The organism is Bacillus sp. NPDC057893 (assembly GCF_042796455.1).
In the GTDB taxonomy this organism is placed as follows: domain Bacteria; phylum Bacillota; class Bacilli; order Bacillales; family Bacillaceae_G; genus Bacillus_A.
Genome location: NZ_JBHVNG010000007.1, coordinates 22,767 through 35,288 on the forward strand (window position 1 = coordinate 22,767; position 12,522 = coordinate 35,288).

Sequence of the window (12,522 nt, forward strand, 5' to 3'; positions counted from 1 at the left end):
GACATGGCGGCTTTAGATAAAAGCTTACCTTTGGAATATCAATCTGAACAAAGCAGATTGAATATCCTAGGATTCTGGATTTTTCTTGGGGCTGAAATTATGCTGTTCGCAACACTTTTCGCCTCTTATCTAGTCCTTGCTGGTCGTACGGCTGATGGCCCAACACCAGCGCAATTGTTTGAAGTTAAAACACTTTTAATTCAAACACTGTTACTTTTAACAAGTAGTTTTACATGTGGTATCGCAATTCACGAAATGCGTAAACACAATCAAAAAGGAATGTTAGCTTGGTTTATCCTAACTTTACTTTTAGGTGCAGGTTTCCTATTCTTCGAGATTGAAGAGTTCATTATGTACATTGGTGAAGGTGCAACAATTCAAACAAGTGCTTTCTTATCTGCATTCTTCGTTCTTCTTGGAACGCATGGTGCCCACGTAACAGGTGGTATCATTTGGGCAACTTGTGTTATTATCCAAATTTTAAAACGAGGTTTAACACCAGTTACAGCTCGTAAAGTATTTATTATCAGCTTATACTGGCATTTCCTTGATCTTGTTTGGGTCTTTATTTACACACTAGTTTACTTGAACGGGATGGTGGCGTAAATGGGTCAAAATAACAATCAAGCAAATGCGCATAGTGGATTCCCATGGTCACACGTTTTCGGATTTATTTTATCGCTTGCACTAACGTTTCTAGCTTTATACGTGGCACTTTATACAACCCTGCCGCTTTCAACGATATTAACAACTATTATCATAATGGCTGTTGCGCAAGCTTTATTACAATTAATTATGTTCATGCATTTAAAAGAAGGAGAAGGAAGAGTTCAAATTCTTACAATGATATACAGTTTCTTCGTTGCAACTGCAACAGTTGGTTTAACTGTATGGATCTTCTTCTCAATGTAATTTGCATAAAAAAGACTGCTGAGATTCCTCAGCAGTCTTTTTTTATTCTCTCCCCTATTACATCCACATTACGGAATTAACAACAAAATCATGAAAAATATACTTATTATGACAAATGTTAAGAAAACTCTTTCTTTATGAAATCGAATCCATATGCGTTGCTTTTCTACCTATTATATGGCTAAATAGGTACTATATTTATTTGAAGGGAGAGAACGCAGTGGAACATCATTCTTCTGTTCTATCACTGATGGTTGTTGTCGCAATCACGTTTTTCGTTCCCCTTTTGTTACAGCGCTTTAAATTAAAAGCACTTCCTGTCGTTGTTGCAGAAATTATCGCAGGAATCTTTGTAGGTAAAAGTGGATTTAACATCATTGAGCCAGATATGTGGCTTCAAGTCTTATCAACACTAGGGTTTATCTTCCTAATGTTTTTAAGTGGTTTAGAAATTGACTTTTCGATCTTTAAGCAAAAAGGGAAAAAGAATACGACAAACGAACCAAACACATTCCAAGCAGCAAGCATTATCTTCTTATTTATTTTCATTTTATCTTATGCCCTATCATTAATATTCGTATGGCTAGGATTCGTAGATAATGCAATGTTCATGACTTTAATTATTTCAACTATTTCTTTAGGTGTTGTCGTACCAACATTGAAAGAAAATAACTTAGGAAAAACCGCAATCGGGCAAATCATTTTATTAGTCGCTGTTATTGCAGACTTAGTTACAATGATTTTACTCGCGGTATTCGTCGGATTAAATTCCGAAAGTGGCCAAAGTATGTGGCTTCTACTTCTTCTATTCGGTGCTGGTATTGTAATTTACTTTGTCGCAAGACGTTTTAAAAATATTCCATACCTAGAAAGCCTAAAAGCCGGCAGTGTACAAATTGATACACGAGCTGTTTTTGCACTCATCTTAATATTAGTTGGATTATCTGAATCTGTTGGGGCAGAAAATATTTTGGGAGCCTTTTTAGCAGGTGTACTCGTATCTTTATTATCACCAAATGAAGATATGGTTGAAAAACTTGATTCCATCGGATATGGTTTCTTCATCCCTATTTTCTTCGTAATGGTTGGTGTAAATCTAGAAGTATGGTCTATTTTTAAAGAGCCTTCTAGTATGCTAATGATCCCAATTCTAATTGTGGGACTCTTTATTTCAAAACTGTTGCCATCACTCGTCTTACGAAAATGGTACCCACGCAATATCGTACTCGGAAGTGCTATTTTGTTAACATCAACACTTTCTTTAGTTATTGCGGCTGCACAAATTGGTGAAAAGCTAGGCATCATTAGCCCAAGTTTATCAGCATCTCTTATTTTAAGCGCAGTTATTACTTGTATTTTTGCACCTATATTATTTAACAAGATGTTTCCAAAAGTGGAAACACCAAAACCTAAAGTCTCTATTATTGGTGCAAGCAGAATTACCCTTCCGCTATCACTTGATTTAAAACGTGAAGAGTATGACGTAACACTATATATGATACGTCAAAATAAAATAAATGATGAGGAAGCGAAATCTCATGACTTCCCTATTATAAAATTAGATGAGATTACTATTCAATCTTTAATGGAGCAAAAAGCTTTCGAAGCAGACCGTGTTGTTGTTGCGACAAGTGATGATGAACAAAACTTATTATTAGCAGAACACGCGAAAGAATTAGGTGTTGAACACGTCATCGCAAGTGTAGAAGATCCCCTTCTACAAGAAAAGGCGACTCAAGAACATATCGCTGTATTCTCGACTATTAACTCTACACGTATTTTATTACGTGCACTTATTGATAAACCAAGTCTCGTTCGCTTAATTACAACAGCAAATGAAACGGTGCGTGAGGTTGCACTACGAAGTAATAAATATAACGGTTTAGCACTTCGTCGCCTTCCGTTTTTAGGTGATGTACTTGTCATTCAAATTTACCGTGGTAATAAAGCATTAATACCACATGGTGATACGAAGTTACAGTATGGCGATACTTTACTTGTAACGGGTTCAAAAGAACATATTGATACAATGAAAAACATATTAGAATAGAAAATGCTCCTCACATAAATGAGGGTCATTTTTTCATTTCCATATGGTAAAATGTTACTATCACATATTATGGGGATGAATAACATTATGTCTATTTCAACTTTAGCTCTCTTATTATTAGCAGAAGTACTCGTCGCCATTATTCTCATCGGTATTAGCATTGAAATTTGTAGTTACGGATGGAAAAAATCGAATGGAATTAAGTACTTTTGTCTCTTACTTTCACTCCTTCTCGGAACCGCTAGCATACTAGGACTTCTCGTTGCACCCGCATATTTCTTCTTACAACTTATAGAAAAAGGATGATAAGAAAGGATGATATTATGATTACCGTGAAACAGATTGATGCGTCTGAAACATATTTATTTCGTCAAACGATTTTGCGTCCCAATCAATCATTAGAAGATTGTAAATACGATTCAGATTACAAAACAGACGCCTTTCATTTAGGTGCATTTCTACATGATGAACTTGTTAGCATCGCCTCCTTCTCTAAAGAAATACATCCTGATTTACAAGCTGGTACCCACTATCGTCTACGAGGAATGGCAACATTACCTAATTTCCGAAACCAGCATGCTGGCACTTCCTTAATCCGTAAAGCTGAACAAGTCCTCCAAGAACGCGAAGCAAATATTCTATGGTGTAATGCCCGAATTACCGTAGCGGATTATTACAAACGATTAGGTTTCCATGAGCATGGTGAAATCTTCGAGATTGATCCAATAGGACTACATAAAGTAATGTATAAAGAAATATAAGAAAAGCTTTCTGCATATTGCAGAAAGCTTTTCTTATATCTCATCTTCACTTTTTATTTTTTTCATATATATGTATATAAACAAACTAGGAACTAAAAAACAAGCAAACATAATAAGTCCTGTTATACTAATTTCCTTCATTGAAATATTCGGTGTTACAATAATACAAATACCTAAAATACCAATAACAATCCCTACTGGAATGAATAATAGCTTCATGAAATAACTACGAGATACTCCCCCTGTATGCTCATACACTTCCACCGAATTTTTTAAGTTTAAAAAGTTAATAACTATTATCCCACCCATAAATACCATTAATAAATCCGAAACACTTTCATATCCTGCCCCTTGCAAGACATAGCGGTAAAAAACAATACTTAATATTACGATATTTTGTAAGATGAAAGCCAATCTAACATGTTTTAATCCCTCGATCATTAAACGTTCATCTTTCACGATTTTCACCCTATCACTCCTTTTCCACCCAAAACAAATCATTCAATGTTTTATCTACCGCATAACAAATTTTCAAACATAAATCTAAAGACGGGTTGTATTTCCCCTTCTCAATTAAACTAATCGTTTGCCTTGTAACGCCTACTTTTTCTGCTAATTGTTGCTGTGTTAAATCTAACTGAACACGCGCGACTTTTATTTTACTTACAGCCATTCATGTTCCTCCTCTGCCTTTATTGTAACATATATATTCCATTAAGTAATTTATATTTTACGTAATTAATTTGATTTTCACTTTATCCCGCTATTTGTGGGCAATAAAACCCCCACTGATTATAGTTTCACTTAATTATACACAAAAAAGGAGCCTCTCATAAGAAGCCCCTCTCCTATCTATATTATAAGAATAAATGACATCCAAATAAAATTGTAAATAAGTATAGTAACGGATGCACTTCCATCCCTTTCCCTTTCACAATCTTTAAGACTGGATACACTAAAAATCCGATTGCAATTCCATTCGCAATACTAGATGTCAAGGGAATACCAACGAAAATTAAAAATGCCGGTAATGCGTCTTCAAATTCATTCCAATTAATATCCCGAATGCTTTGTGCCATTAAACTACCTACAATAATTAATGAAGGAGCTGTAATAGCGGCTACACTTGATAAAGAAGCAATAACAGGGCTGAAGAATGCCGTTATAATTGTTAGACCAACAACTACAATACCTGTTAACCCCGTTTTACCACCCGCAGCAATACCAGCTGACGATTCAATTGTCGCTGCTGTTGGACTTGTTCCAAAGATAGAACCTGTCGTTCCGCCAATCGCATCTGCAATAAACGCTTTACCAAAACGTTTCTCTGTATTATCTGTAATTAAACCTGCTTGTTTAATTAAACCGAGTAATGCACCTGTCGTATCAAATAAAAGTACAAGTAAAAACGAAAATACAACACCATATAGTCCGTATTCGATTACATCTGAAAATGCATTGATTGGATTCGAAACGATAATTCCCTCTGGTAAATGAGGCATCGCTACAATTTTATCCTCAAACTTCAGTTGCCCTGTAAAGAAGGCGATAACTCCTGTCACAATCATACTAATAAATAATGCACCACTCACACGTAATGCCATTAATACCGCCGCTAAAATTAAACCGATTAAAGTTAAAATAACGGCTGGAGAATGAAAATCACCAATCGTAACTAAATTAGATGGATGATCAACGATAATTCCAGAAAGGCGTAATCCAATAAAAGCAATAAATAGTCCAATTCCACCTGCAATTGCATGCTTTAAACTATCAGGAATTGCTAAAATTAACTTTTGCCTAAACGAAGTAAAAGATAATAAAAGAAAAATAATCCCTGTTACAAATACCGCTGAAAAGGCAATTACATATGTAATCCCCTCTGCCTGTTGAACAACAGAATACGCAAAATATGCATTCATTCCCATAGCTGGAGCAATAACAATTGGATAGTTAGCTAAAAACGCCATACATAGCGTTCCAACAACTGTCGCAATAATAGTTGCTGTAAATGCTTGATCAAATGGTACACCTGCATCAGATAATATTTTCGGATTGATGACAAGAATATACGCAAATGTAAAAAAAGTTGTGATGCCAGCTAAAAGCTCTTGCTTCACAGAAGTGTTATATTTTTGTAATTGAAACATGCTTATGTACCCTTCCTACATCTGAATTATTATCACACATTCTTTTCTTACTAGTATGTGAGAAAATATAATACTTAATCTTAACAATCAATAAAAAGAAGAGTCAATATATTCTCTAATAGTGAGAATTTTAAGTTTAAGTCTGACAAGTACAGATGTAGTACAGTTCATTTTGATTATTTTTGTAGCACAACAGATGGAAATGTTTTATAATTTGAAATAGTTAAATATTTAGTAAACGCATTCAAATAACGTTCACTCAACAAGGGGGATTCTTCTTATGCAGCACACAAACAAATCAGGAACTTTAAATCGAGGTTTAAAAGAACGGCATATTACTTTAATGTCTCTCGGTTCAGCTATTGGCGTTGGACTATTTTTAGGATCAGCTTCTGCTATTAAACTAGCTGGTCCATCCATTTTACTAGGCTATATGATCGCCGGACTCGTTATTTTTTTCATTATGCGTGCACTCGGAGAAATGGCAATTGAACAACCGGTTGCTGGCTCTTTTAGTAAATATGCAAATGATTACATCAGCCCACTAGCTGGATATATTACAGGCTGGAATTACTGGTTTTTATGGGTTGTTACTTGTATGGCGGAAATTACAGCAGCAGGCATTTACATGCAATACTGGTTCCCAGATATCCCGCGCTGGCTTTGGGCGTTACTTGCTCTTTTATTAATGAGTGCTTTCAACTTCTTATCTGTAAAAGTATTTGGAGAACTTGAGTTTTGGTTTGCTCTCATCAAAATTGTCACAATTATCTGTATGATAGTAGTCGGCACTGGTATTATTCTATTCGGATTTGGAAATGGCGGCGTTGCAACTGGTATTTCAAATCTTTGGGAACATGGGGGCTGGTTCCCAAATGGCTTCTCTGGATTACTACTTTCCTTACAAATGGTATTATTCGCTTATTTAGGAGTCGAACTTATCGGTGTCACAGCTGGTGAAGCTCAAAATCCAAAAAAGACACTCGCAAAAGCAATTGATAACGTATTTTGGAGAATTTTACTGTTCTACGTTGGAGCTCTATTCGTTATGATGGCAATTTTCCCATGGAACGAACTTGGTGAGAAAGGAAGTCCGTTTGTATTAACGTTCCAACAAATCGGTATCGCAAAGGCAGCAGGTATTATTAACTTTGTCGTATTAACAGCAGCTCTTTCTTCTTGTAACGGCGGTTTATTTAGTACAGGCCGTATGCTATTTACATTAGCTCAGCAGAAGAAAGCTCCTGAAAGATTTGGTCGTTTAAATAAAAATGGCATTCCAAGTCAAGGAATTGTAGCAACTACTATCGTTTTACTCATTGGTGTTATATTAAACTATCTCGTACCTGCAAAGGTATTTACATGGCTCACTAGCATTTCAACTTTCGGGGCAATTTGGACTTGGGGCATTATATTAGTTGCACAAATTAAGTTCCGTAAAGGTTTGCCCACGCAAAACAAACAAAAATTATCGTATAAAATGCCTTTATTCCCATTAAGTTCATATTTCTCACTCGCTTTCCTTGCATTAGTATTGGGTATAATGGCGTATTCAGAAGATACACGAATTGCATTGATTGTCGGCCCAATTTGGCTTATTGGCTTAGCTATCGTGTATTACATGAAAGGATTTCATAAGATTGATGAAACACCTAATTCAAAAATTAGTTAAACAAGCTATCCCTTCCTTATTAATTGGAAGGGATTCTTTATTGTCTATATAAATATTTCTCAACAAAATTAACGGTATTTTTACAATTTTTTAATATTTTTTACGTTTTCTGTCTTTATTTTTTCAGAAAAATAAATTACATTATTAATGCACTTATATTTATTATTAGGGGGATTCTTCTATGAAGAATAAAAAATGGATTCAATTTTCTTTAGCAACAGCAATCACACTTAGTATAGGGAGTTCTTACATTCCGTCTACTTACGCCGAAAGCTCCGTAGACCCAGCTCCTGAAATTACTGCAAAAGTTGTAAATCAAAACAATGGTAAGAAAGTATTATTCGATAATACACACGGTCAAACGGCTGGGACAGCTGATTGGGTTATTGATGGTGGTTTTTCTGATTTCGGAAACGGCATTGCCCAAAACGGATATCATGTAAAAGAACTGCGTAAATCAACACCTATTACATATGACGATTTAAAAAATTACAATGTGTTTATCGTTCCCGAAGCCAATATTCCTTATAAAAAATCTGAGCAAGACGCAATGTTACAATACGTGAAAAATGGCGGCAGTATTTTCTTCATTGCCGATCATTATAATGCAGATCGTAATAAAAACCGCTGGGACTCCTCAGAAGTATTTAATGGATATAGACGCGGGGCATGGGATAATCCAGCAAAGGGTATGTCTAATGAAGAAACAACATCACAAGCTATGCAAGGAGTAGAAAGCTCTGATTGGCTATCCGATAATTTTGGCATTCGCTTCCGTTACAATGCACTTGGTGATGTTTCAGCTAAAAATATCGTCTCACCTGCACAATCATTCGGAATTACAGAAGGCGTTTCATCTGTAGCAATGCATGCCGGCTCTACTCTTGCGATTACAAATCCAAAACTAGCGAAAGGTCTTGTGTATCTTCCAGAAAATCCATCAAAATGGAATAATGCTGTTGATAGTGGGGTTTATAACGGTGGTGGCGTTGCAGAGGGTCCTTATGCTGCTATTTCGAAAGTTGGCCTTGGAAAAGCAGCCTTTATTGGTGACTCTTCCCCCGTTGAAGATGCATCTCCAAAATATGTTCGTGAAGATTCCGGTCAATCAAAGAAAACATACGATGGATACAAAGAGGAAAACGATGCTGTTTTACTAGAAAATATCGTAAATTGGTTGGCTAAACAAGAGACATTTACTAGCTTAGATCAAGTTACTGGGTTACAGCTTGATGCACCTACACCTTTACAAACATTTGAACAACCAAGCTTATCAACAGAACCACAACCAGAACCTTGGAGCGCACCAAATCAAGGTTACCAATGGTTTAATACAAATACTTTCAAACCGGGTTCATACGGCTATAACGGCGCTGTGACAGCAAGTGATTACCTACTTACGCACCCTAGCATTCTACCAAATAATGAAGTGTTCCAAATGAAGATTCAAGTAAATAACTTATTACCGAATACAACTTATAACAACTATTCTTTAGGTATCTTCACTACTGGCGGAACACAAGTAGCAAAAGTACAAAATACAAACGGCACTTGGCCATCTACTTTCGGATATAGTAGTACGTTCTCTTTCATAACAAACAGCCTAGGTTCTGCTGAAAAAATTGTAAATGTACAACTTGATTCAAATACAACTGGACAAGCAACACTTCGTCTACGTCAAAATACAACAGCGAAATATAGTGAAACTGTAACGATTGGTAAGAAGTAAAGTACAGTAAAAGGCAATCCGTAAATGGATTGCCTTCTTTTCACTTCTCTTCTTTTGAAAAAAACATTCTTGAAATAACGATACCTATACTACCGACAATTAAGAATAACACCGCCCTAATCATCATAGACACCTCTGGTAAGTCGAGAAGGAACAACTTCCCTACTGTTACTACTAATACGACTAAGCCAGCATATAATATTTCATTCATCTGTCTATAACGACCAAACCAAACTGCAAATAACGCATATATCATCCATAATAACGATACAGATACGCTAATTATACTTCCATCTGTAGAAAGAACTTCACCGATCCTAGTAATTGTAATAAATACAATGACCATTAACGAGTAGAGCGCTATGGAATAAACATATTTACCAAAACTCGCTAACACTTCTTTCGCTTGTCTCATGCAATAATAGAACGTTCCTATCAAAATAACATGAGCGACAAATCCTGCCGAAATGAACTCATCAAACGGACTGAAAATCGTCTGCACCATTCCAATGGCATAAATCGTTACACTTACATACAATTTAATATTTTGCTTTACTTTAATAGCAGTAACCATACCAAGGAAACCTTGTAACAATAATACGATTGCTGCATTCACTAAACTGTACTCGTATAAAATCGCTAAACTAAATGACCCCATTGCAAAGCCAAATATTAGATTTGTAAATACAGAATGTTTATTCTTCCTATATTCAAGTGCGAACATAACAGCATGCACAAATGCACTTATAACTAATCCCCACGTTGTAAATTCAGGAATTTGAGAAATGGCTACAATAAAGAAAACTGCACTCGCACTAAATATCGCCAATCGTGCTTCTTGTATAAAATTTCTCTCCGAAAACATATGCCAAAATAATAGCAAGTGAATTGCGCCGTATACAACTGTTAACTGTACTTGCACATTCTCTACTAATATTGACATAACAGCAAAGAAGACAAATAGGACAATTGCCGCCACAACATAAGAAATCATATACAAGTACTTATAACGGTTTCTCAATGCATACCATAATAGACTAATTGTTAATATCGTCTCATAACTAAAGAAAATATACGTATTAGGAGTCGTACTATTTAACAAGAAAGGAACAAAAAATGCTCCCACCGCTACGAAAATAGCGAGGTATTCCGATCTATATCTTTTCGCTAAATAAACCCCTGAAATTACCCATATAATGTTGCAAATAAACGCAATACTTGCAGGAATAAATTCATATAAATAATGTGCCGCAAACGTTGTTAAAACAATTCCCGTAATACTTCCTCCAGCTAATACTAACCCTAACGCTTGCCGCTCTCTTTTAATTTGTATATCTCCTACATAATACAAACCGGCAGATAGTACGACACCAAACACAACCCGTATCGCTGGTGTTAACAATCCTGCATTTACCCCTGCTTTAAATAACCAAATAACGCCAAGTAGCATAATACCGACAAATATGCGTGGTAACCATGTTTGACAAAACTTTATAATATTAAATGGTTCTGGTTTAAATACAGATATATCTACTTGTTTCACCACTGGCTCTTGCATGGACTCCCTCTTCTTAACAACATCTTCTTGTAACTTTTCATTACTTACTGCTTCAATATATTCTTTCTTTTCTTTATTAACATTTTGTTGAACTTTATCTACTTCTATTTTTCTTTGTTTCGCTTTCAATTCATAAAGTGTCTCTTGCATCGTTTCAATTGCCGTTTCGAGCGCTTCTATTTTCTTATTTAAATCCTCCTTCATACAATCCCCCCTCATCAGCGACTTTTCGCTTGACCTATATATTACCAATTACCTTTATCATACTCTTAGTCTATTCATTTTCAATACTATTTTTCCAAAAAAAGAAAGGTGTTTTCCGAAATAGGAAAACACCTCTTACTTATTTATTCTTATTTATAGCAATACTAACAATTACACCGAGGCAGGCACCTACAAATGCCGGAACAATCCAACCTACACCTTCTGAATAAAACGGAAGCATTTTTAGTAGTGGTGTCCATTTATTCATCAGTACACTTTTGTTTAAAATATCAATCGCACTAAATAACGCTACGATCCCAATCGTTACCGAATATACGTATACATACTTACCAATATACTTATGGAATAACCCTAAAATAATAAGCGTTAGTGCAATTGGATAAATAAATCCAAGAATCGGTACCGATACTTTTAAAATTTGCGTTAATCCTAAATTAGCTAAAATCATACTCACAAAACTTAATATAAATGCCCAAACTTTATAAGACACTTTCGGAAATACACTTGCGAAAAATTGACTACAAGACGTAACAAGTCCGATTGAAACACATAGACAAGCAACAGTAAAAATAAGACCTAATAAAACTAACCCGCCTTGTCCAAATAATGTCGTCATAACTTGCGCTAATACTTTCGCACCGTTATCAAATGTACCCAATGAACCGCTAATTGAGCCAACATATCCAAGAATGACATAAATAATAGATAATAAAAGCCCTGCTCCAATACCAGCAATACTCATATATTTCGCTAAACCTTTATCATCTTTTACACCTTTTGCACGCAGAGCATTTGCAATAACAATCCCAAAGATTAAAGCTGCTAATGCATCCATCGTTAAATAACCATCTAAAAACCCTTGAAACATAGGAGCTTGGCCATAATTTCCTGTAGGCTCTTTCACACTGCCTACTGATGTAAACATACTTTTTATAAATATAATGGCAATCATACATAATAATAAAGGCGTTAACACCTTTCCAAACAAGCCCATTAATTTAGACGGTGATAAACTTAACCAGTAAACAATACTAAAGAAAATAGCCGTGTACAATAACAAAACTACACTACCCGCTTCTGGGAACAACTGACCTGGTCCCATTTCAAAAGCTAAACTTCCTGCACGTGGTATACCAAGACCTGGTCCAATAAATAAGTACACAATACATGGAAAAATAATTGCAAATGAAGAATGAACCCTGCCCGCTAACGTTTGAAAGCTTCCCGCTTTCGCAATAGCGATAACCCCTAATATAGGAAGCCCTGTTGCTGATATAATAAAACCTAACAATGCAATCCATACATGTTCTCCTGCTTCATATCCAAGGAAAGGTGGAAATATAAGATTTCCCGCTCCAAAGAACATAGAGAATAACATAAGACTAATAAGTAAAATTTCTTTTTTCTGTAACAATTTCATTTCTTTCTCCTTCTTCAATTTCATCTCGCATGAGATCTATTCCAC

General features: G+C 35.5%; 12 protein-coding genes. 7 read left to right on the forward strand and 5 right to left on the reverse strand.

Going from position 1 to position 12,522, the window contains the following annotated elements:
* The first annotated feature begins 3 nt into the window (after window positions 1-3).
* The 5 genes from qoxC to ACFVQC_RS23655 all read left to right on the forward strand — a co-directional run bounded on the left by qoxC (window position 4) and on the right by ACFVQC_RS23655 (window position 3,723).
* Window positions 4-606 (forward strand): cytochrome aa3 quinol oxidase subunit III, encoded by a 603-nt coding sequence (gene qoxC / locus ACFVQC_RS23635; protein ID WP_377890004.1) that lies wholly within the window; start codon window positions 4-6, stop codon window positions 604-606.
* Window positions 607-912 carry a cytochrome aa3 quinol oxidase subunit IV gene (qoxD, locus tag ACFVQC_RS23640; protein ID WP_377890006.1) on the forward strand — a complete coding sequence of 102 codons (306 nt, stop codon included), beginning with the start codon at window positions 607-609 and terminating at the stop codon, window positions 910-912.
* 220 nt (window positions 913-1,132) lie between these two features.
* A complete protein-coding gene (locus tag ACFVQC_RS23645) occupies window positions 1,133-2,962 on the forward strand; it encodes a monovalent cation:proton antiporter family protein (RefSeq protein ID WP_377899411.1) in 1,830 nt (609 codons plus the stop codon).
* An 18-nt stretch (window positions 2,963-2,980) separates the two neighbouring features.
* Window positions 2,981-3,268, forward strand: a complete 288-nt coding sequence (locus ACFVQC_RS23650; RefSeq protein WP_377899412.1) for a DUF4022 family protein — start codon at window positions 2,981-2,983, stop codon at window positions 3,266-3,268.
* 17 nt (window positions 3,269-3,285) lie between these two features.
* The gene (locus tag ACFVQC_RS23655; RefSeq protein ID WP_377899413.1) at window positions 3,286-3,723 is read left to right on the forward strand and encodes a GNAT family N-acetyltransferase; all 438 of its coding nucleotides are present in this window, start codon (window positions 3,286-3,288) and stop codon (window positions 3,721-3,723) included.
* A gap of 33 nt (window positions 3,724-3,756) precedes the next feature.
* Here ACFVQC_RS23655 and ACFVQC_RS23660 read toward each other — a convergent pair whose 3' ends face one another.
* From ACFVQC_RS23660 to ACFVQC_RS23670, 3 genes are all read right to left on the reverse strand, one after another.
* A complete protein-coding gene (locus ACFVQC_RS23660; RefSeq protein WP_219917167.1) occupies window positions 3,757-4,191 on the reverse strand; it encodes a hypothetical protein in 435 nt (144 codons plus the stop codon).
* A 4-nt stretch (window positions 4,192-4,195) separates the two neighbouring features.
* The gene (locus ACFVQC_RS23665; RefSeq protein ID WP_377890016.1) at window positions 4,196-4,396 is read right to left on the reverse strand and encodes a helix-turn-helix transcriptional regulator; all 201 of its coding nucleotides are present in this window, start codon (window positions 4,394-4,396) and stop codon (window positions 4,196-4,198) included.
* 184 nt (window positions 4,397-4,580) lie between these two features.
* A complete protein-coding gene (locus tag ACFVQC_RS23670; protein WP_377890018.1) occupies window positions 4,581-5,873 on the reverse strand; it encodes an NCS2 family permease in 1,293 nt (430 codons plus the stop codon).
* 280 nt (window positions 5,874-6,153) lie between these two features.
* Between ACFVQC_RS23670 and ACFVQC_RS23675 the strand changes: the two genes are divergently transcribed.
* Complete coding sequence (locus ACFVQC_RS23675; RefSeq protein WP_377899414.1) at window positions 6,154-7,545, forward strand: amino acid permease; 1,392 nt, start codon at window positions 6,154-6,156, stop codon at window positions 7,543-7,545.
* A 181-nt stretch (window positions 7,546-7,726) separates the two neighbouring features.
* Window positions 7,727-9,274 carry a DNA-binding protein gene (locus ACFVQC_RS23680; RefSeq protein WP_377899416.1) on the forward strand — a complete coding sequence of 516 codons (1,548 nt, stop codon included), beginning with the start codon at window positions 7,727-7,729 and terminating at the stop codon, window positions 9,272-9,274.
* 40 nt (window positions 9,275-9,314) lie between these two features.
* On the opposite strand, the gene ACFVQC_RS23685 is transcribed toward ACFVQC_RS23680, so the two are convergent.
* Both ACFVQC_RS23685 and brnQ1 read right to left on the reverse strand, forming a co-directional pair.
* A complete protein-coding gene (locus tag ACFVQC_RS23685) occupies window positions 9,315-11,036 on the reverse strand; it encodes a DUF2339 domain-containing protein (protein WP_377899417.1) in 1,722 nt (573 codons plus the stop codon).
* Window positions 11,037-11,175: 139 nt separating this feature from the next.
* Window positions 11,176-12,477, reverse strand: a complete 1,302-nt coding sequence (gene brnQ1, locus ACFVQC_RS23690) for a branched-chain amino acid transport system II carrier protein BrnQ1 (RefSeq protein WP_377899418.1) — start codon at window positions 12,475-12,477, stop codon at window positions 11,176-11,178.
* Window positions 12,478-12,522: the final 45 nt, after the last annotated feature.

Bases quoted from the DNA above. Each gene is read 5' to 3' on its own strand.
- qoxC (WP_377890004.1), top strand. From the start codon at position 4: ATGGCGGCTTTAGATAAAAGCTTACCTTTGGAATATCAATCTGAACAA.
- qoxD (WP_377890006.1), top strand. From the start codon at position 607: ATGGGTCAAAATAACAATCAAGCAAATGCGCATAGTGGATTCCCATGG.
- ACFVQC_RS23650 (WP_377899412.1), top strand. From the start codon at position 2,981: ATGAGGGTCATTTTTTCATTTCCATATGGTAAAATGTTACTATCACAT.
- ACFVQC_RS23655 (WP_377899413.1), top strand. From the start codon at position 3,286: ATGATTACCGTGAAACAGATTGATGCGTCTGAAACATATTTATTTCGT.
- ACFVQC_RS23665 (WP_377890016.1), bottom strand. From the start codon at position 4,396: ATGGCTGTAAGTAAAATAAAAGTCGCGCGTGTTCAGTTAGATTTAACA.
- ACFVQC_RS23670 (WP_377890018.1), bottom strand. From the start codon at position 5,873: ATGTTTCAATTACAAAAATATAACACTTCTGTGAAGCAAGAGCTTTTA.
- ACFVQC_RS23675 (WP_377899414.1), top strand. From the start codon at position 6,154: ATGCAGCACACAAACAAATCAGGAACTTTAAATCGAGGTTTAAAAGAA.
- ACFVQC_RS23680 (WP_377899416.1), top strand. From the start codon at position 7,727: ATGAAGAATAAAAAATGGATTCAATTTTCTTTAGCAACAGCAATCACA.
- ACFVQC_RS23685 (WP_377899417.1), bottom strand. From the start codon at position 11,036: ATGAAGGAGGATTTAAATAAGAAAATAGAAGCGCTCGAAACGGCAATT.
- brnQ1 (WP_377899418.1), bottom strand. From the start codon at position 12,477: ATGAAATTGTTACAGAAAAAAGAAATTTTACTTATTAGTCTTATGTTA.